This is a genomic window from Rhodobacter capsulatus (assembly GCF_052363175.1).
In the GTDB taxonomy this organism is placed as follows: domain Bacteria; phylum Pseudomonadota; class Alphaproteobacteria; order Rhodobacterales; family Rhodobacteraceae; genus Rhodobacter; species Rhodobacter capsulatus_D.
In genome coordinates, this window is sequence record NZ_CP198946.1 from 3,027,169 (window position 1) to 3,044,345 (window position 17,177).

The 17,177-nt window shown below is 64.6% G+C and carries 14 protein-coding genes; 9 read left to right on the forward strand and 5 right to left on the reverse strand.

Annotated features, from left to right (window positions below; genetic code table 11):
* Window positions 1-129 precede the first annotated feature (129 nt).
* Entirely contained in the window at window positions 130-444 is a 315-nt protein-coding gene (locus ACTTAI_RS15745) for a hypothetical protein (RefSeq protein ID WP_444452458.1), read from the forward strand.
* A gap of 136 nt (window positions 445-580) precedes the next feature.
* On the opposite strand, the gene ACTTAI_RS15750 is transcribed toward ACTTAI_RS15745, so the two are convergent.
* Complete coding sequence (locus ACTTAI_RS15750; RefSeq protein ID WP_444455789.1) at window positions 581-1,315, reverse strand: sulfite exporter TauE/SafE family protein; 735 nt, start codon at window positions 1,313-1,315, stop codon at window positions 581-583.
* Window positions 1,316-1,539: 224 nt separating this feature from the next.
* Here ACTTAI_RS15750 and mdh point away from each other — a divergent pair, with 224 nt between their 5' ends.
* Window positions 1,540-2,502, forward strand: coding sequence for a malate dehydrogenase (gene mdh, locus ACTTAI_RS15755; protein WP_444452459.1), 963 nt, complete (start codon window positions 1,540-1,542; stop codon window positions 2,500-2,502).
* A gap of 52 nt (window positions 2,503-2,554) precedes the next feature.
* Here mdh and ACTTAI_RS15760 read toward each other — a convergent pair whose 3' ends face one another.
* The gene (locus ACTTAI_RS15760; protein WP_444452460.1) at window positions 2,555-3,595 is read right to left on the reverse strand and encodes a glycosyltransferase family 2 protein; all 1,041 of its coding nucleotides are present in this window, start codon (window positions 3,593-3,595) and stop codon (window positions 2,555-2,557) included.
* Between the two features lie 219 nt (window positions 3,596-3,814).
* Between ACTTAI_RS15760 and sucC the strand changes: the two genes are divergently transcribed.
* The 7 genes from sucC to lpdA all read left to right on the forward strand — a co-directional run bounded on the left by sucC (window position 3,815) and on the right by lpdA (window position 13,016).
* Complete coding sequence (gene sucC, locus ACTTAI_RS15765) at window positions 3,815-5,008, forward strand: ADP-forming succinate--CoA ligase subunit beta (RefSeq protein WP_444452461.1); 1,194 nt, start codon at window positions 3,815-3,817, stop codon at window positions 5,006-5,008.
* Window positions 5,009-5,012: 4 nt separating this feature from the next.
* On the forward strand, window positions 5,013-5,897 hold the full coding sequence (gene sucD / locus ACTTAI_RS15770; protein WP_444452462.1) for a succinate--CoA ligase subunit alpha: 885 nt from the start codon (window positions 5,013-5,015) through the stop codon (window positions 5,895-5,897).
* A 114-nt stretch (window positions 5,898-6,011) separates the two neighbouring features.
* Window positions 6,012-6,329, forward strand: coding sequence for a hypothetical protein (locus ACTTAI_RS15775; RefSeq protein ID WP_444452463.1), 318 nt, complete (start codon window positions 6,012-6,014; stop codon window positions 6,327-6,329).
* Window positions 6,330-6,346: 17 nt separating this feature from the next.
* Window positions 6,347-6,712, forward strand: a complete 366-nt coding sequence (locus ACTTAI_RS15780; RefSeq protein ID WP_444452464.1) for a hypothetical protein — start codon at window positions 6,347-6,349, stop codon at window positions 6,710-6,712.
* A gap of 272 nt (window positions 6,713-6,984) precedes the next feature.
* Entirely contained in the window at window positions 6,985-9,954 is a 2,970-nt protein-coding gene (locus tag ACTTAI_RS15785; protein ID WP_444452465.1) for a 2-oxoglutarate dehydrogenase E1 component, read from the forward strand.
* Window position 9,955: 1 nt separating this feature from the next.
* Window positions 9,956-11,500, forward strand: coding sequence for a 2-oxoglutarate dehydrogenase complex dihydrolipoyllysine-residue succinyltransferase (odhB, locus tag ACTTAI_RS15790; RefSeq protein WP_444452466.1), 1,545 nt, complete (start codon window positions 9,956-9,958; stop codon window positions 11,498-11,500).
* Window positions 11,501-11,627: 127 nt separating this feature from the next.
* A complete protein-coding gene (gene lpdA, locus ACTTAI_RS15795; protein WP_444452467.1) occupies window positions 11,628-13,016 on the forward strand; it encodes a dihydrolipoyl dehydrogenase in 1,389 nt (462 codons plus the stop codon).
* 381 nt (window positions 13,017-13,397) lie between these two features.
* On the opposite strand, the gene ACTTAI_RS15800 is transcribed toward lpdA, so the two are convergent.
* The 3 genes from ACTTAI_RS15800 to ACTTAI_RS15810 form a co-directional block, all read right to left on the reverse strand.
* The gene (locus ACTTAI_RS15800; protein ID WP_444452468.1) at window positions 13,398-14,834 is read right to left on the reverse strand and encodes an NAD(P)(+) transhydrogenase (Re/Si-specific) subunit beta; all 1,437 of its coding nucleotides are present in this window, start codon (window positions 14,832-14,834) and stop codon (window positions 13,398-13,400) included.
* Window positions 14,835-14,849: 15 nt separating this feature from the next.
* Window positions 14,850-16,424, reverse strand: a complete 1,575-nt coding sequence (locus tag ACTTAI_RS15805; RefSeq protein WP_444452469.1) for a Re/Si-specific NAD(P)(+) transhydrogenase subunit alpha — start codon at window positions 16,422-16,424, stop codon at window positions 14,850-14,852.
* 291 nt (window positions 16,425-16,715) lie between these two features.
* Entirely contained in the window at window positions 16,716-17,171 is a 456-nt protein-coding gene (locus ACTTAI_RS15810) for a methyltransferase family protein (RefSeq protein ID WP_444452470.1), read from the reverse strand.
* Between the last annotated feature and the right edge of the window lie 6 nt (window positions 17,172-17,177).

Consider the following 17,177-nt stretch of genomic DNA (forward strand, 5'->3'; position numbering starts at 1 on the left):
AAGTCCGGATTTGCCGCAGCGCAGAATAACGTCGCGAAATCGGGTCAGATCGGGGCCTGCGGCGCATTAACCTTATTTTGAATGAGTCGGGCGCAGCCTTTTTGCATCCCCAACCGCAAGAGGCATCCGATGCGCCCGCTTCTGTTCACGCTGTTCTCCGGCTTCGCGGCGCTTCTGGCCGCGGCCCTGCCCGCTGCCGCCGAAGGCCCGGCTTGCGGCACCCGTGCAGAAATCGTCCAGCAACTGGAAAACCGCTACGCCGAAAGCCGTCACGGCATGGGCATCGCCTCGAACGATTCCGTGCTGGAGATCTTCGCCTCTGATGCGAGCGGCACGTTTTCGGTGCTGGTCACTCTGCCCTCCGGCCAGACCTGCCTGATCGCTTCGGGCAATGACTATCAGAGCTTGGCAGAACCGCTGCCCGCCAAGGGCAAGGGCGCCTGACGCGGTCCGGCCCAAAGGGGGCTCTGCCCCCCGTCCCTGCGGGACTCCCCCCGGGATATTTGCGGCAAGGTAAAACAGCTCTCATTTATCTTGCCGCAAATATCCCGGGGTGCGGGGCAGCGCCCCGCTCGACGTGTCAGACAAGCACATCCCACAAAAGCTTGAGCGAGATCAGCAACAGCGCCCAGGTGACAAGCTTGTAGAAGATCTCGTGCGGCAGGATCCGCACCAGTTTCACGCCCAGAAAGACCGACAGCGCCGCCACCGGGGCCAGTTTCAGCGCGATGCCGAGGCTGCCAAGGTTGATCTGCCCCAGCGCCGCATAGGGGATGAGCTTGATCGCATTCACCCAGGCAAAGAGGATCGTCGAGGTTCCGGCAAAGACCGTGCGCGGCAGGTTGAGCGGGATCGTATAGGCCTGAAACGGCGGGCCGCCCGAATGGCTGACGAAGCTGGTGAAGCCGGTGATCGTGCCCCAGAAGATCCCCGGCGCCAGTCGCGCCTCACGCGCCGCGCCAAGGTTCGGGCGCACCAGCGCGTTCAGGGCAAAGACCACGCCGATCACGCCGACCAGCGCCGTCACCGCGGCTTCGGGCACGATCGAGGCCGTGGCCCAGCCCAGCCCCACGCCCACCGCCGTCGCGGGCACCATGATCTTCAGCACCCGCGCGTCGAACTCGCGCCGATAGGCGATCAGCCCGAACACATCCGACACGATATAGACCGGCAAAAGCAGCCCCGCCGCCGCGACCGGGTTCATCACCCCCGCCAGAAGCGGCACCGACAGCGACGAGATCATCGGCAAGCCCCCCTTCGCCATGCCGACGCTGACCGCCGCCAACACCGCCATGAGCCAGCCGAAAGCATCCAGTTCCATCGCCCCTCCGAGAATCACCTGCGCGCCCGCCCGGCTCTCCCCGATCAGGGGCCGCGCCGCAAGGAAATGTTTAGCGCAAACAGCAGGCAGATAGCGGTATGCAATCGCATACTATGCGAAGGAAGCGGCTTTGCTGCCCTGCAGCGCCCTTGCCAGACCTGCCCCGAGACGCTAGTCCTTCGCCACGCTTACACCATTCCCGACCTGTGGAGGAACCCATGGCCCGACCCAAGATCGCCCTTATCGGCGCCGGTCAGATCGGTGGCACGCTTGCCCACCTCGCCGCGATCAAAGAACTGGGGGACGTCGTCCTCTTCGACATCGCCGAGGGCACGCCGCAGGGCAAGGCGCTCGACATCGCCGAATCCGGTCCCTCCGAGGGCTTCGACGGCTGCTTCAAGGGCACCAACACCTATGAAGACATCGCGGGCGCCGATGTCTGCATCGTCACCGCCGGGGTTCCGCGCAAGCCGGGCATGTCGCGCGACGACCTGCTGGGCATCAACCTGAAAGTCATGAAATCGGTCGGCGAAGGCATCGCCAAATACGCGCCGAACGCTTTCGTGATCTGCATCACCAACCCGCTCGATGCGATGGTCTGGGCGCTGCAACAATTCTCGGGCCTGCCGGCCGAAAAAGTCGTCGGCATGGCCTGCGTGCTCGACTCGGCGCGCTTCCGTCACTTCCTCTCGGTCGAATTCGGCGTCTCGATGCGCGATGTCACCGCCTTTGTGCTGGGCGGCCATGGCGACACGATGGTGCCGCTGGCCCGTTACTCGACCGTCGCGGGCATCCCGCTGCCCGATCTGGTCTCGATGGGCTGGACCACGCAGGACAAGCTCGACGCGATCATCCAGCGCACCCGTGACGGCGGCGCCGAGATCGTCGGCCTCTTGAAAACCGGCTCGGCCTTCTACGCCCCGGCCACCTCGGCGATCGAGATGGCGGAAGCTTACCTCAACGACCAGAAACGCCTGCTGCCCTGCGCGGCCTGGGTGGATGGCGCCTTCGGCCTGGATGGCATGTATGTCGGCGTGCCGACGATCATCGGCGCCGGTGGCATCGAGAAAGTCATCGACATCAAGCTGAACGACGCCGAACAGGCGATGTTCGACAAGTCGGTCGACGCGGTCAAAGGTCTGGTCGCGGCCTGCAAGGCGATCGATCCGACGCTCGCCTGAGCGATCTGACATCTCTCGAAAGGGCGGGGTTTTCCCCGCCCTTTTTCGTTCGTCACGCAAGGCTTTCCGGGTCAAAGCCGAACTCGGCCCGAAGGCTTGCCAGCAAGTCCTGCTCGCGCGCGATCAGCGCCCGGTCAAAGGCGGCAGGGCTGAGGTCGGGGCAAAAGCCGAGCCGCGCCTCGAGACTTTGCGCGATGCCGGGCGCGTCGTGGCTCAGCACCCCGCGCGCCTCGAGCGCCGCCGCCTGCGGGCGGTCGAGCGTCTTTGCCAGTCGCCAGATCCGATGCAGCCGCTGCGCATCGCCCGCCCGGCCTGCAACCGCCGCAATCTGCACCAGACGCGCCGCGCTGTGGCGCGAGGGGGCGCCCGGAACAACCCCCTGCGCCCGGCGCAAGATCTTGAGAAGATAGTGCAATTCGGTCAGCCCGTCGAAATGCAGCAGACGCAGCCCCGGCAGCGACCCGTGCGCGGGCGCGCGCTCGCCCGCCCAGGTCTTCAGCCCGTGATGCACGCCCACGAACAGCCCCCGCCCGGCCCGCGCGCAGCATTTGCCGTTGTGATGCCCGGCGATGCCGTGATGCAGATACTCGCGCGCCGGCGCGGCGAAGACCTCGGCGCCCTCGGTGGCAAAGGCGCGCCAGGGCTTGCGGAAGGCACCCGCGAAAATATCGGCACCGGCGCGCCCGCCGATCTGCACCCGCTCGGCCACATCGACCGCGCCCCAATCGAGCGCCGCGGGGGCGGCGGCCAGCGCCTCGGCCACGCTGCCGCCCGATGCGGTCAGGAACTCGTCGGCGTCGCAATGCATCACCCAGTCGAGCCGGGTCTCGGCGAGCGTCTTCGAGGCGATATACTTCTGCCGCGCGGTATGCAGTTTCGGGCGCGGCCCGCCGCCCTGAAATGCCCAGCCATCCTCGCCCGTGTGGTGCAGATGCACCCCCGCCACCGCGCCCAGAAGATCGGCGGCCTCCGGGTCGGGCCGGTCAAGCCACAGGTGCACCTCGGCCGCCCCCGCCGCAAGATGATGCGCCGCATGAGCCGCCAGCAACACCGCCGGTTCATCGACCAGCGCAACCACGCCCCAACTTGCCATAGCGACCCCGGTTTTGAAATTTCCTTGCGAAAACCAAAGCCGATTCCGTTAACGCAATCAAGTTCGCTGCTCCGCGGCATATTGTGATCACACATTTGCGGGGCGTGATCACAAAGCCGATTTTTCTGCCCGGATGCCCTGTCTTTGCGCGATTTTGGGTTTGTGCCCGGGTCGGAATGTGCCAAACCACGCCAAACACATCAGCATGGGATAAATGCCATGAATATCCACGAATACCAGGCCAAGCAGTTGCTCAAGAGCTACGGCTGCCCGGTCTCGAACGGTCGCATCGTGCTCAAGGCAGATGAGGTCAAGGCAGCTGCCAGCGAACTCGACGGCCCGCTCTGGGTGGTCAAGGCGCAGATCCACGCCGGTGGTCGCGGCAAGGGCCATTTCAAGGAAGCCGAAGCGGGCGAAAAGGGCGGCGTGCGTCTGGCCCGTTCGGTGGCCGAGGCCGAAACGCTGGCCCGCCAGATGCTGGGCCGCACCCTTGTGACCCACCAGACCGGCCCGGCCGGCAAGCAGGTCAACCGCATCTATATCGAGGAAGGCTCGGACATCTCGCGCGAGCTTTACCTCGCGCTGCTCATCGACCGCAAATCCTCGCGCGTGTCCTTTGTCTGCTCGACCGAGGGCGGCATGGACATCGAGGAAGTCGCGGCCCACACGCCCGAAAAGATCCTCTCCTTCTCGGTCGATCCGGCGACGGGTCTGAGCGATTTCCACGGCCGCCGCATCGCCTTTGCGCTGGGTCTGGACGGCAACCTCGTCAAGCAATGCGTGGCGCTGATCAAGAAGCTCTACAAGGCCTTCCTCGAGAAGGACATGGAGATGCTGGAGATCAACCCGCTGATCGTCACCACCGACGGTCACCTGAAGGTTCTCGATGCGAAGCTCGGCTTCGACAACAACGCGCTTTACCGTCAGCCCGACGTGATGGACCTGCGCGACGTGACCGAGGAAGACCCGAAAGAACTCGAAGCCTCGCGGTTCGACCTGAACTACATCGCGCTCGATGGCGAGATCGGCTGCATGGTGAACGGCGCGGGTCTGGCGATGGCCACGATGGACATCATCAAGCTTTACGGCGCCGAACCGGCCAACTTCCTCGACGTGGGCGGTGGCGCCACCAAGGAAAAGGTGACCGAGGCGTTCAAGATCATCACCTCGGATCCGAAGGTGAAGGGCATTCTGGTCAACATCTTCGGCGGCATCATGCGCTGCGACATCATCGCGGAAGGCGTGCTGGCGGCGGTGAAGGAAGTCGGTCTGAAGGTGCCGCTGGTCGTGCGTCTTGAGGGCACGAACGTCGAGCTTGGCAAGGACATCATCGCCAAGTCGGGGCTCAATGTGATTGCCGCGGACGATCTCGCCGACGGCGCGAAGAAGATCGTGGCAGCGGTGAAAGGCTAAGAAGATGGCAGTCCTCGTCAACGAAAACACCAAGGTCATCTGCCAGGGCTTCACCGGCTCTCAGGGCACCTTCCACTCTGAACAAGCCATCGCCTATGGCACGAAAATGGTCGGCGGCGTGACCCCGGGCAAGGGCGGCACCGAACATCTCGGCCTGCCGGTCTTCAACTCGGTCCACGAGGCGAAACATGTCACCGGCGCCCATGCGACGGCGATCTACGTGCCGCCGCCCTTCGCCGCGGACAGCATCCTTGAAGCGATCGACGCCGAGATGGAGCTGATCGTCTGCATCACCGAAGGCATCCCGGTTCTGGACATGATGCGAGTGAAACGCGCGCTGATCGACAGCAAATCGCGCCTGATCGGGCCGAACTGCCCCGGCGTGATGACGCCGGATGCGTGCAAGATCGGCATCATGCCGGGCTCGATCTTCAAGCGCGGCTCGGTGGGCGTCGTCTCGCGCTCGGGCACGCTGACCTATGAAGCGGTGAAACAGACGACCGACGTGGGCCTTGGCCAGTCCTCGGCCGTGGGAATCGGCGGCGACCCGATCAAGGGCACCGAGCATATCGACGTGCTCGAGATGTTCCTCGCCGACCCGGAAACCACCTCGATCATCATGATCGGCGAAATCGGCGGGTCTGCCGAAGAAGAAGCCGCCGAATTCCTGATGGCGGAAAAGAAAAAAGGCCGCTGGAAACCGACCGCCGGTTTCATCGCGGGCCGCACCGCGCCTCCCGGGCGTCGCATGGGCCATGCCGGCGCCATCGTCTCGGGTGGCAAGGGTGATGCGGAAAGCAAGATCGAAGCGATGAAACGCGCGGGCATCGTGGTGGCGGACAGCCCCGCCCACCTCGGCGAAGCCGTGCTGAAAGCGATCAAGGGCTGAGGCCCCGCGGGGCCGCGGCAGAGGAGGCCGCGGCTCCACCCACTGGTAAGACGGGGTGTCGGGCCCCGAAAGACGAGTGCCACAGCGGCCGAAAGGCCAGAACGGGAGGTTCGAATGATGCTGAAACCTACGGCGGGGGCGATAGTCCTTGGGGCGCTGGCCCTCTCGGGCTGCGGCAATCCGACCGTGATCGACCCCTCGGCTTCGGGTCCGATCACCACCTATCCGATCGTGACGACGCAAAAGGTCCCTGCCGGCATGACCCCCACCGGTTCGACCGGCTATGCGGTGGCGAATTCAGCGCGCACGAATGGCACGATCGTCGATGGCACCGCCGCGACCTGCGGCCCGGAAAACACTGGTGGCAATTACGACATCGCCTGCAACGCTGCCGCCGGGCTTCCCGGCGTCGCTTCCCCCTACCGTCGCTAACCTGCCAGAGGCACAGAATGCTCCGTTCCGCGTCGGCCCTTCCGGCCGTCTTCCTGATGTTCACCCTTTCCGCCTGCATGCAGGTTGATCTTGCGCCGTCCTCGACCGGACAAGAGCTCGCGCCGCCGATCCCGGTGGACAACCGGCCCAAGGCGGATTTCGCGAAGATGACCGGCATCAACAGCGATGCCGTCGCGGCGATCTCGGGCGATGCGAAACGGTCCTATGTCTATTTCGACCTGTTCGCGGCCGACAAGGCGGCGGTGAAAGGCGCACCGGAACGACTTTGCAACCATTATGGCAGCAGTCTCAAGTCGTCCCATATCGCCGAGCCCGGGGACCATGTCCCGGGGATGAAGACCCTTGTGGTGGAGTGCAACTAGGCTCGCAAGGCCTCAGTCCTGAAAGGAAAGACGATGCGTCCCCTCACGCTCGCTCCGATCCTCCTCCTGCCGCGCGATGCGGCCCGCACCGGGGTGACCGCCCCGGTGCCCCGGGTTCTCTCGGCCCCCGCCCGCGGACGACCGCACCGGGCAAAGCGCCGCCTTTCCGTCAGCCCTTGAAGTAACCCGTGCCGGCGCGTCCCTCGCGCGCCGGAACCCCGTATCCCTCCGGCCTCCGGCCGTCCCGCAGCCGATCTCGCAAGGATCATCCCATGAACGACCACACACCGAACGACCAGTTCCACGCTTCGTCCTTCCTGCAAGGGGCGAACGCGGATTATGTCGAGCAGCTTTACGCCCGTTACGCCGCCGATCCGACCTCAGTCGATCCGAACTGGGCCTCTTTCTTCGAAAGCCTTGGCGACACCGAGCTTGACGCCAAGCGCTCGGCCCACGGGCCGAGCTGGGCGCGTGCCGACTGGCCGCCCTCCCCCACTGACGACCTGACCGCCGCGATGACCGGCGAATGGCCGATGCCCGTCGCGCCGAAGGAAAACAAGGCCGCGGCCGAGAAACTGGCCGCGGCGGTGAAGGCCGCGGGGGTGCAGGTCTCGGACGAGGCGATCAAGCGCGCCGTGCTCGATTCCATCCGCGCGCTGATGATCATCCGCGCCTACCGTATCCGGGGCCACCTGATCGCCGATCTCGACCCGCTTGGCATGCGCTCGGGCGAGTCGCACCCGGAACTTGACCCGCGCTCCTACGGCTTCACCGAAGCCGACATGGACCGGATGATCTTCATCGACAACGTGCTGGGCCTGCAGGTCGCCTCGATGCGGCAGATCCTCGACGTGCTCAAGCGCACCTATTGCGGCACCTTTGCGCTGCAATACATGCATATCTCGAACCCCGAGGAAGCCGCCTGGCTCAAGGAACGGATCGAGGGCTACGGCAAGGAAATCCAGTTCACCCGCGAAGGCCGCCGCGCCATCCTGAACAAGCTGGTAGAGGCCGAAGGCTTCGAGAAATTCCTGCATGTCAAATACACCGGCACCAAGCGCTTCGGCCTTGATGGGGCCGAGGCGCTGATCCCGGCGATGGAACAGATCATCAAGCGCGGCGGTGCGCTTGGGCTCAAGGAAGTCGTCGTCGGCATGCCGCACCGCGGCCGTCTGAACATTCTGGCGACGGTGCTGGCGAAACCCTACCGCGCGATCTTCCACGAATTCCAGGGCGGCTCCTACAAGCCCGAAGATGTGGACGGCTCGGGCGACGTGAAGTACCACCTCGGCGCGTCATCGGACCGCGCCTTTGACGGCCATACCGTCCACCTGTCGCTGACCGCGAACCCGTCGCACCTTGAGGCGGTGAACCCGGTCGTTCTGGGCAAGGTCCGCGCCAAGCAGGATCAGGCGCATGACGAAGACCGCACGCAGGTTCTGTCGATCCTGCTGCACGGCGATGCGGCCTTTGCGGGTCAGGGCATCGTCGCTGAATGTCTGCAGCTTTCCGGCATCAAGGGGCACCGCACCGGCGGCTGCATCCATATCGTCGTGAACAACCAGATCGGCTTCACCACGGCACCGCACTTCTCGCGGACCTCGCCCTATCCGACCGATATCGCCCTGATGGTGGAAGCGCCGATCTTCCACGTCAACGGCGATGACCCGGAGGCCGTCGTGCATGCCGCCAAGGTCGCGACCGAGTTCCGGCAGAAATTCCACAAGGACGTGGTCATCGACATCTTCTGCTACCGCCGCTTCGGTCACAACGAAGGCGACGAACCGATGTTCACCAACCCGGCGATGTATAAAAACATCAAGGGCCACAAGACCACGCTGCAGCTTTACACCGAACGTCTGGTCGCCGACGGCCTCATCCCCGAGGGTGAGATCGAGGATATGAAAGCCGCCTTCCAGGCGAAGCTGAACGAGGAATACGAAGCGGGCAAGACCTTCCGCCCGAACAAGGCGGACTGGCTGGATGGCCGCTGGAAGCACCTTGACCGGCAAAGCTCGGATTACGACGCGGGGGTGACCCCGATCTCGCCCGAACTCATGGCCGAGGTGGGCAAGGCGCTGACCTCCTATCCGGACGATTTCGACATCCACAAGACCGTCGCCCGCCAGCTTGAGGCGAAAAAGGCGATGTTCGAAACCGGCAAGGGCTTCGACTGGGCCACGGCCGAGGCGATGGCCTTCGGCTCGCTTCTGGCCGAGGGCTTCCCGGTGCGTCTGGCCGGACAGGACTGCACGCGCGGCACCTTCAGCCAGCGCCATTCGGGGCTGATCGATCAGGCGACCGAAGAACGCTACTACCCGCTCAACCACATCAAGCCCGGTCAGGCGAAATACGAAGTCATCGACTCGATGCTGTCGGAATATGCGGTGCTTGGCTTCGAATATGGCTATTCGCTGGCCGAACCGAACGCGCTGACGCTGTGGGAAGCGCAGTTCGGCGACTTTGCCAACGGCGCGCAGATCATGTTCGACCAGTTCATCAACTCGGGCGAACGGAAATGGCTGCGGATGTCGGGCCTTGTCTGCCTCTTGCCGCATGGCTTCGAGGGTCAGGGGCCGGAACACTCCTCCGCCCGTCTTGAGCGCTATCTGCAACTCTCGGCCGAGGATAACTGGATCGTCGCGAACTGCTCGACGCCCGCGAACTACTTCCACATCCTGCGCCGTCAGATCCACCGCAACTTCCGCAAGCCGTTGATCCTGATGACGCCGAAATCGCTTCTGCGCCATCCGCTCTGCGTGTCGAAAGCCGAGGAGTTCACCACCGGCTCGTTCTTCCGGCGCGTGATGTGGGACGATGCCGATGCGCAGCATCACGGCAATTCGGAAATGACGACCAAACCCGATGCCGAGATCAGCCGCGTCGTGATGTGTTCGGGCAAGGTCTACTATGACCTGCTCGCCGAGCGCGACAAGCGGGGTCTGGAAGACGTCTACATCCTGCGTGTCGAGCAGCTTTACCCCTTCCCGGCGCATTCGCTGGTGACCGAGCTTGGCCGCTTCAAGGACGCCCAGATCATCTGGTGTCAGGAAGAGCCGAAGAACCAGGGCGCCTGGAGCTTCATCGAGCCGAACCTCGAATGGGTGCTCTCGAAGATCGGGGCGAAGCATGGCCGCGCGCGCTATGCGGGCCGCGCCGCGTCCGCCTCGCCTGCCACGGGCCTCGCCTCGCGCCACAAGGCCGAGCAGGACGCCCTCGTGAACGACGCGCTGGAGGGCTGAGATGACCGAGATCCGCGTTCCCGGGCTTGGGGAAAGCGTCTCGGAAGCCACTGTCGCCACCTGGTTCGTGAAACCGGGCGAAATGGTCGTGGCCGATGCGATGCTCTGCGAGCTTGAAACCGACAAGGTGACGGTCGAGGTCCGCGCCCCCTCTGCGGGGGTGCTGAGCGAGATCGTCGCCAAGGAAGGCGAGACGGTGGCGGTGAACGCCCTGCTGGCCGTGCTTTTGTCCGCAGGCGCGATGGCGCCCGCGCAACCCAAACTCGACGGCCCGGCAGCCCCTCAAAAAGCCGCGCCGCAGATTCAAGAGGTCAAGATGACGGATGTCATGGTCCCCGCGCTGGGCGAAAGCGTTGCCGAAGCCACCGTTTCCACCTGGTTCAAGAAACCGGGCGATGCTGTCGCGCAGGACGAGATCCTGTGCGAGCTGGAAACCGACAAGGTCTCGGTCGAGGTTCCGGCGCCGGTCGCGGGCGTGCTGAGCGAGATCCTCGCCCCCGAGGGCGCCTCGGTCGCCGCGGGCGGGCGTCTGGCGATCATGGCCGCGGGGGCCGGTGCTGCTGCCGCTCCGGCCGCTGCCGCCCCTGCCCCGGCCGCGGCGCCTGCTGCCGCGCCCGCGAAGGACGTGGAACATGCGCCCTCGGCGAAAAAGGCGATGGCCGAAGCCGGTCTGTCTCCCGATCAGGTCGCGGGTTCGGGCCGCGATGGCCGGATCATGAAGGAAGACGTGGCGGCCGCCGCTGCCGCCCCGGCCCCGGCGGCGCCCGCTCCGGTCGCCACGGCGCAAGTCTCGATCGCGCCGCCGCCCGCCACCGTGCCGCGCGCGCCCGTCCCGGCCGAGGATGCGATGCGCGAAGAACGGGTCAAGATGACCCGCCTGCGCGCCACCATCGCGCGCCGCCTGAAGGATGCGCAGAACACCGCCGCGATGCTGACCACCTACAACGAGGTGGACATGTCGGGCGTGATGGACCTGCGCAACGTCTACAAGGACCAGTTCGAGAAGAAACACGGCGTCAAGCTTGGCTTCATGGGCTTCTTCGTGAAGGCCTGCTGCCACGCGCTGAAGGAAATCCCGGAAGTGAACGCCGAGATCGACGGCGGCGACATCATCTACAAGAACTACGTCCACATGGGCGTGGCCGTGGGCACGCCCTCGGGCCTTGTGGTGCCGGTGGTGCGTGACGCCGATCAGAAAGGCTTCGCCCATATCGAGCGCGAGATCGCCGAGCTGGGCAAGCGCGGCCGCGACGGCAAGCTGACGATGCAGGAAATGCAGGGCGGCTCGTTCACGATCTCGAACGGCGGGGTTTACGGTTCGCTGATGTCCTCGCCGATCCTGAACCCGCCGCAATCGGGCATCCTTGGCATGCACAAGATCCAGGATCGCCCGGTCGTCGTGAACGGTCAGATCGTGATCCGCCCGATGATGTATCTGGCGCTCTCCTACGATCACCGCATCGTCGACGGCAAGGGCGCGGTGACCTTCCTTGTGCGCGTGAAAGAAGCGCTGGAAGATCCGCGCCGTCTGCTGATGGATCTCTGATCCGGTCCGATGCCGCAGGGGGCGGTCCACCCGCCCCCTTCCTGCAAACCGCTCCCCTTTATCTTGCTGAAAATATCCCGGGGGGCTCGGGGGGCAGCGCCCCCCGCCATTCGACAGGGGAATGACCATGGCAGAATTCGACGTCATCATCATCGGCGGCGGCCCGGGCGGCTATGTCTGCGCCATCCGCTGCGCGCAACTGGGCTTGAAAACGGCCTGCGTCGAAGGGCGCGGCGCGCTCGGCGGCACTTGCCTCAACGTGGGCTGCATCCCCTCGAAGGCGCTGCTTCATGCCACGCATGAACTGCACGAGGTCCACGAGAACTTCGAAAAGATGGGCCTGATGGGCGCCAAGGTGAAGGTCGACTGGGCGAAGATGCAGTCCTACAAGCAGGACGTCATCGACGGCAACACCAAGGGCATCGAGTTCCTGTTCAAGAAGAACAAGGTGACCTACCTGCAGGGCTGGGGCTCGATCCCGGCGCCGGGTCAGGTGAAGGTCGGCGACGAGGTCCACTCGGCGAAGAACATCGTCATCGCCACCGGCTCGGAATCTTCGGGCCTGCCGGGCATCGAGATCGACGAGCAGACTGTCGTCACCTCGACCGGGGCGCTGTCGCTGGCGAAGGTGCCGAAGTCGATGGTAGTGATCGGCGCGGGGGTGATCGGGCTGGAACTCGGCTCGGTCTATGCGCGGCTCGGCGCCGAGGTGACGGTGGTCGAATATCTCGACGCGATCACGCCCGGCATGGATGGTGAAGTGGCCAAGGGCCTGCAGCGCATCCTGTCGAAACAGGGGCTGAAATTCGTGCTGGGCGCTGCCGTGCAGGGCGTAGACAAGGCGAAGGGCAAGAACACCGTGCGCTATAGCCTGCGCAAGGACGAGAGCGCCCATGCGATCGAGGCCGAGGTGGTGCTGGTCGCGACCGGCCGCAAACCTTTCACCAAGGGTCTGGGGCTTGAGGCACTTGGCGTCGAGATGCTGCCGCGTGGTCAGGTGAAGACTGACAGCCATTGGGCGACGACCGTGCCGGGCCTCTATGCGATCGGCGATGCGATCGTGGGCCCGATGCTCGCGCACAAGGCCGAGGACGAAGGCATGGCGGTGGCCGAAGTGATCGCGGGCAAGCATGGCCATGTGAATTACGACGTCATCCCCGGCGTGATCTACACCACGCCCGAGGTGGCCTGCGTCGGCAAGACCGAGGAAACGCTGAAGCAGGAAGGCCGGGCCTACAAGGTCGGCAAGTTCTCCTTCATGGGCAACGGCCGGGCGAAAGCGGTGTTTCAGGCCGAGGGTTTCGTGAAGATCCTCGCCGATGCGGCGACCGACCGGGTTCTGGGCTGCCACATCATCGGGCCCTCGGCGGGCGACATGATCCACGAGATCTGCGTGGCGATGGAATTCGGCGCCTCAGCGCAGGATATCGCGCTGACCTGTCACGCGCATCCGACCTATTCGGAAGCGGTGCGCGAAGCCGCGCTCGCCTGCGGTGACGGGGCGATCCACGCCTGATATATTTCGCCTCGCTTGCGCGAGGCGACCCGCGGGGGGCTCCGCCCCCCGCACCCCCCGGCGTATTTTACCAAGGAAAAGCTGAAGGCTCGGCTTTGACCTTTGCGGGATGGCTCCATCCGAGTCTTCGGAAGCCTGCCCTTCCCCCCAAAACCGACCCATCAAGCGTTCGACGCATTCGCCGGGCGCTCTTTTATCTTGCTCAAATACCTTGGGGTGAGACGGGATCGAAAAGCCTTCCAGTGGAAGGCTTTCCCGTCGAACGGGCTGCCCGTGGCAGCCCAGGGGAGCGAAGCCCCCGGCGGGTCGCAGAGGCCACACCGGGGCGAAATGAAAAACCCCGCCGTTTCCGGCGGGGCTTGTCTTGGGTTCTGATCCTAATCAGTGCCGGATCAGATGCAGCAGTTCTTCCAGCGATTTCTTCGCATCGCCGTAGAACATGCGGGTGTTTTCCTTGTAGAACAGCGGGTTCTCGATCCCCGAATAGCCCGTGCCCTGACCGCGCTTCGACACGAAGACCTGTTTCGCCTTCCAGCATTCCAGCACCGGCATCCCGGCGATCGGCGAGTTCGGATCTTCCTGCGCCGCCGGGTTCACGATGTCGTTCGAGCCGATGACGATCGCCACGTCGGTGCTCGGGAAGTCCTCGTTGATCTCGTCCATCTCCAGAACGATGTCGTAAGGCACCTTCGCCTCGGCCAGAAGCACGTTCATGTGCCCGGGCAGACGGCCCGCGACCGGGTGGATGGCGAAGCGCACGGTCTTGCCACGGCCCCGCAGCACCGAGGTCAGTTCCGACACCGCCATCTGCGCCTGCGCCACCGCCATGCCATAGCCCGGGATGATGATGATGCTGTCAGCCTCGTTCAGCGCATCGGCCACGCCCTGCGCGTCAATCGCGATCTGCTCGCCCTCGACGGCCATCGCCGGGCCCGAAGTGTTGCCGAAGCCGCCCAGGATCACCGAGATGAACGACCGATTCATCGCCTTGCACATGATGTAGCTCAGGATCGCGCCCGAGGAACCCACCAGCGCGCCGGTGACGATCAGAAGATCGTTGCCAAGCGAGAAGCCGATCGCCGCCGCGGCCCAGCCCGAGTAGCTGTTCAGCATCGACACCACCACCGGCATGTCGGCGCCGCCGATGCCCATGATCAGGTGATAGCCGATGAAGAAGGCCAGCAGCGTCATGCCGATCAGCGGCAGCGAGCCATAGCCGAGCATGAAGAACACGAGCATCGCGATCGAGGCCAGCGCCGCCGTCGCGTTCAGGAAGTGACCACCCGGCAGTTTCTTCGCCTTGGTGTCGACCTTGCCCGCGAGCTTGCCGAAGGCGATGATCGAACCCGTGAAGGTCACGGCCCCGATGAAGACGCCCAGGAACAGCTCGACGCGCAGGATCGCAAGCTCGGTCGGCGTCTTGTGGGCGACGAGCGCCGCAAAGCCCTCGAGCGCCGCTTTCGCGGCATCGTCCATGCCCGGCACGCGCACCGATTCAATATAGGCGTTGTAGCCGACCAGAACGGCCGCCAGACCGACGAGCGAGTGCATCGCAGCCACAAGCTGCGGCATCTCGGTCATCTGGACCTTTTTCGCGACCTTCATGCCATAAAAGCCGCCCGCGCCCAAGAGGATCAGCGACAGGACCCAAAGCCCCTGCCCCGGCCCGACGAGCGTCGCCGCCACGGCCAGCGCCATGCCGACGATGCCGTACCAGACGGCGCGTTTCGCGCTTTCCTGACCAGACAGGCCGCCCAGCGAGAGGATGAACAGAACTGCCGCAACGACGTAAGCGGCCGTGGTGAAACCGAAATCCATTGTTCTTTCCTCCGCTTACGACTTCTGGAACATCGCCAGCATGCGCCGGGTGACCATGAAACCGCCGAAGATGTTGATGCCCGCCATGAAGACCGAGATGCCCGAGAGCAGGATGACGAGGAACGAGCTCGACCCCACCTGCAGCAGCGCGCCGAGGATGATGATCGAGGAAATCGCGTTCGTCACCGCCATCAGCGGCGTGTGCAGCGAGTGGCTGACGTTCCAGATCACCTGGAAGCCGACGAAGCACGACAGCGCGAAGACGATGAAGTGCGCCATGAACGAGGCCGGAGCCACGAGCCCGATCGACAGCAGCAGCGCGCCGCCGATGCCCAGCATCAGGATCTGGTTGCGGGTTTCGCGGCGGAAGGCGGCTTTCTCGGCGGCCCGGATTTCTTCGGGCGTCAGGACCTTGGCCTTTTCCTTCGGCTTTTGCGCCGCGATGGCCGCGATTTTCGGCGGCGGCGGCGGGAAGGTGATCGCGCCTTCAAAGGCCACGGTCGCGCCGCGGATCACGTCATCTTCCATGTTGTGCACGACGACGCCATCCTTGCCGGGCGTCAGGTCGGTCATCATGTGACGGATGTTGGTCGAGTAAAGCTGCGACGACTGTTGCGCCATGCGCGACGGGAAGTCGGTGTAGCCGATCACGGTCACGCCGTTCTCGGTGACGACTTTCTCGTCCTTCTTCGTCAGTTCGCAGTTGCCGCCACGCTCGGCCGCCAGATCGACGATGACCGAGCCGCGTTTCATCTTCTCGACCATGTCCTTGGTCCAGAGGATCGGCGCATCCCGGCCGGGGATCAGCGCCGTGGTGATGACGATGTCCATCTCCGGCGCGAGTTCGCGGAATTTCTTCAGCTGAGCTTCGCGGAATTCCGGCGACGAGGGCGCTGCGTAACCACCGGTGGCGGCGCCATCCTGGGCCTGTTCCTCGAAATCGAGATAGACGAATTCGGCGCCCATCGATTCGATCTGTTCGGCCACTTCCGGGCGCACGTCAAAGGCATAGGTGATCGCGCCCAGCGCCGTCGAAGCGCCGATCGCGGCCAGACCCGCAACCCCGGCGCCAACGATCAGCACCTTGGCCGGGGGCACCTTGCCCGCCGCCGTCACCTGACCGGTGAAGAAGCGGCCGAAGTTGTTGCCCGCCTCGATCACCGCGCGGTAGCCCGAGATGTTCGCCATCGAGGACAGCGCATCCATCTTTTGCGCGCGCGAGATCCGCGGCACCATGTCCATCGCGATGACATTCGCCCCGGTGGCCTTGGCGGCCTCGAGCAGATCCTTGTTCTGCGCCGGATAGAAGAAGGAAATCAGCGTCTTGCCAGACTTCAGGCGGGCCACTTCGGCGTCAACCGGCGGGCGCACCTTGGCCACGACGTCCACCGCGTCGAAAAGCGCCTCGGCGCCCTTCACGACGGTCACGCCGACGGCCTCGTAGGCGGCATCCGCAAAGCCCGCGGCATGACCCGCGCCCGCTTCCACGAAACAAGTGTGCCCCAGCTTCTGAAGCTGGACCGCAGAGTCGGGGGTCAACGCAACACGCGCCTCTCCCTCGAAAATCTCCTTCGGAGCGCCGATTTTCACTTCTGTCTCTCCCAATGCTGCCCCGGGACGATTTCAGCCCGGGGACAAAACGTGGCGAGACCTCTTAACACTGCGTAAGAAAGTTTCACAAGCGCTTGGTCACACGTAAGAGTCGCAAAACTGGTTCCGGGTCGGGCCACCCCCGCAGTATACCTTTGCATACCATGTTACCGCTGACAATTTTGGCACGGATTCAAGGGTTTGGCAGGGGTCCCCTTCCCCGCCGCAGCGCGGATTTGGCACAAGGATTCCGAGGGGGTGCGACGATTTTTCTGCAATGCAGCAAATAGGTCACAGCCAGCGGCGGACGCGGGCACGATAGGCCTGATATTCGGGGCCAAAGAGGGTGGCGATGGCGACTTCCTCGCCGCGGATATAGCGCCGGGTGATCAGCGCCATGAAGGCCGGAACCAGCGGCGCGGCAAGGGCGGCATCCCAGACAAGGATCAGCCCGGCAAGGATCATCGCATCGGCCAGATAGATCGGATTGCGCGAAACCGCGAAAACGCCCGAAGTCACCAGCCGGCAGGGCTCGCGGCGTGGAATGACCGTCGTGCGCATCAGCACCATCTGCCCGGCGGCGACCAGCGTCAGCACGACGCCTGCCAGCACCAGCACATAGCCAACCGGATGCGTATAGGGCAGCGCCAGCGGCACGACGCTCCCGGTGATCCAGACCACGGCCGCGAAAGCGGCAAGCCAGAGCGGCGGCAGGTCGATGTCCCTCAGCGCGTCTTTCACGGTCATGATGGC

Bases quoted from the DNA above. Each gene is read 5' to 3' on its own strand.
- ACTTAI_RS15775 (WP_444452463.1), top strand. From the start codon at position 6,012: ATGATGCTGAAACCTACGGCGGGGGCGATAGTCCTTGGGGCGCTGGCC.
- mdh (WP_444452459.1), top strand. From the start codon at position 1,540: ATGGCCCGACCCAAGATCGCCCTTATCGGCGCCGGTCAGATCGGTGGC.
- ACTTAI_RS15745 (WP_444452458.1), top strand. From the start codon at position 130: ATGCGCCCGCTTCTGTTCACGCTGTTCTCCGGCTTCGCGGCGCTTCTG.
- sucD (WP_444452462.1), top strand. From the start codon at position 5,013: ATGGCAGTCCTCGTCAACGAAAACACCAAGGTCATCTGCCAGGGCTTC.
- lpdA (WP_444452467.1), top strand. From the start codon at position 11,628: ATGGCAGAATTCGACGTCATCATCATCGGCGGCGGCCCGGGCGGCTAT.
- odhB (WP_444452466.1), top strand. From the start codon at position 9,956: ATGACCGAGATCCGCGTTCCCGGGCTTGGGGAAAGCGTCTCGGAAGCC.
- ACTTAI_RS15760 (WP_444452460.1), bottom strand. From the start codon at position 3,595: ATGGCAAGTTGGGGCGTGGTTGCGCTGGTCGATGAACCGGCGGTGTTG.
- sucC (WP_444452461.1), top strand. From the start codon at position 3,815: ATGAATATCCACGAATACCAGGCCAAGCAGTTGCTCAAGAGCTACGGC.
- ACTTAI_RS15810 (WP_444452470.1), bottom strand. From the start codon at position 17,171: ATGACCGTGAAAGACGCGCTGAGGGACATCGACCTGCCGCCGCTCTGG.
- ACTTAI_RS15780 (WP_444452464.1), top strand. From the start codon at position 6,347: ATGCTCCGTTCCGCGTCGGCCCTTCCGGCCGTCTTCCTGATGTTCACC.
- ACTTAI_RS15785 (WP_444452465.1), top strand. From the start codon at position 6,985: ATGAACGACCACACACCGAACGACCAGTTCCACGCTTCGTCCTTCCTG.
- ACTTAI_RS15800 (WP_444452468.1), bottom strand. From the start codon at position 14,834: ATGGATTTCGGTTTCACCACGGCCGCTTACGTCGTTGCGGCAGTTCTG.